This window comes from Pseudoalteromonas sp. 1CM17D (assembly GCF_023161805.1).
Classification (GTDB): Bacteria; Pseudomonadota; Gammaproteobacteria; order Enterobacterales; family Alteromonadaceae; genus Pseudoalteromonas; species Pseudoalteromonas atlantica.
In genome coordinates, this window is the sequence record NZ_JALNTP010000004.1 from 347,944 (window position 1) to 349,777 (window position 1,834).

At 46.4% G+C, this 1,834-nt stretch carries 1 rRNA gene (cut by a window edge); it reads right to left on the bottom strand.

Going from position 1 to position 1,834, the window contains the following annotated elements:
- Nucleotides 1–1,464 (bottom strand): 23S ribosomal RNA (locus tag MSC25_RS10315) (it extends 1,276 nt beyond the left edge of the window).
- Nucleotides 1,465–1,834 lie beyond the last annotated feature (370 nt).

Below are 1,834 nucleotides of genomic sequence, written 5' to 3' on the forward strand. Positions count from 1 at the left end.
CTAGCCTACTCACTTTCACATGGACAACCATCGCCATGCTTGCTTAGCCTTCTCCGTCCCCCCATCGCAATTATACCAAGTACGGAAATATTAATCCGTTTCCCATCGACTACGCCTTTCGGCCTCGCCTTAGGGGTCGACTTACCCTACCCTGATTAACATGGGATAGGAACCCTTGGTCTTCCGGCGTGCGGGTTTTTCACCCGCATTATCGTTACTCATGTCAGCATTCGCACTTCTGATACGTCCAGCATACCTCCCGGTACACCTTCAACCGCTTACAGAACGCTCCCCTACCACTCATCCTAAGATGAATCCGCAGCTTCGGTGCATAGTTTAGCCCCGTTACATCTTCCGCGCAGACCGACTCGACCAGTGAGCTATTACGCTTTCTTTAAAGGATGGCTGCTTCTAAGCCAACCTCCTGGCTGTCTGGGCCTTTCCACATCGTTTCCCACTTAACTATGACTTTGGGACCTTAGCTGGCGGTCTGGGTTGTTTCCCTCTTCACGACGGACGTTAGCACCCGCCGTGTGTCTCCCGGATATTACTTTACGGTATTCGGAGTTTGCAAAGGGTTGGTAAGTCGGGATGACCCCCTAGCCTTAACAGTGCTCTACCCCCGTAAGTATTCGTCCGAGGCTCTACCTAAATAGATTTCGGGGAGAACCAGCTATCTCCCGGTTTGATTAGCCTTTCACTCCTAGCCACAGGTCATCCCCTAACTTTTCAACGTTAGTGGGTTCGGTCCTCCAGTTGATGTTACTCAACCTTCAACCTGCCCATGGCTAGATCACCGGGTTTCGGGTCTATACCTTGCAACTATTCGCCCAGTTAAGACTCGGTTTCCCTACGGCTACCCTAATCGGTTAACCTCGCTACAAAATATAAGTCGCTGACCCATTATACAAAAGGTACGCAGTCACCTAACAAGTAGGCTCCTACTGCTTGTACGTACACGGTTTCAGGTTCTATTTCACTCCCCTCACAGGGGTTCTTTTCGCCTTTCCCTCACGGTACTGGTTCACTATCGGTCAGTTGGGAGTATTTAGCCTTAGATGATGGTCCACCTATATTCAGTCAAAGTTTCACGTGCTCCGACCTACTCGATTTCACTTAAAATGTCTTTTCATGTACGGGACTATCACCCTGTATCGTGGCACTTTCCAGAGCCTTCCATTAACACATAATAAGCTTAAGGGCTGTTCCGATTTCGCTCGCCGCTACTATCGGAATCTCGGTTGATTTCTTTTCCTACGGGTACTTAGATGTTTCAGTTCTCCGCGTTCGCCTCGTTAACCTATGTATTCAGTTAACGATACCTGCAAGCAGGTGGGTTTCCCCATTCGGAAATCCTAGTCTCAAGCGCTTTTTACTAGCTTGACTAGGCTTATCGCAAGTTAATACGTCCTTCATCGCCTCCAACTGCCAAGGCATCCACCGTGTACGCTTAGTCACTTAACCATACAACCCAAACGGGTCTTTGTTATGTGACAGTTTAACTTCGCCAGAAGTTAATATTGAATACTAAAGTAGATACCAATTAATCACGAATGATTAAATTGGCACTGAATGATACTGCTATCATTCTTTTTTACTTTTGAAAACTCTTGATAAATACAAAGTATCTATCAGAATTTTATTATCAGCTTTTCCAAATTTTTAAAGAGCAGAGAATCAAAAACTTCTCAAAATTAAACACACTCAATTCTCAGGTGATGTTGCTACCCGATAAAGAATATTTATTTTTAAGAAGTAAAGTGGTGGAGCTAAGCAGGATCGAACTGCTGACCTCCTGCGTGCAAGGCAGGCGCTCTCCCAGCTGAGCTATAGC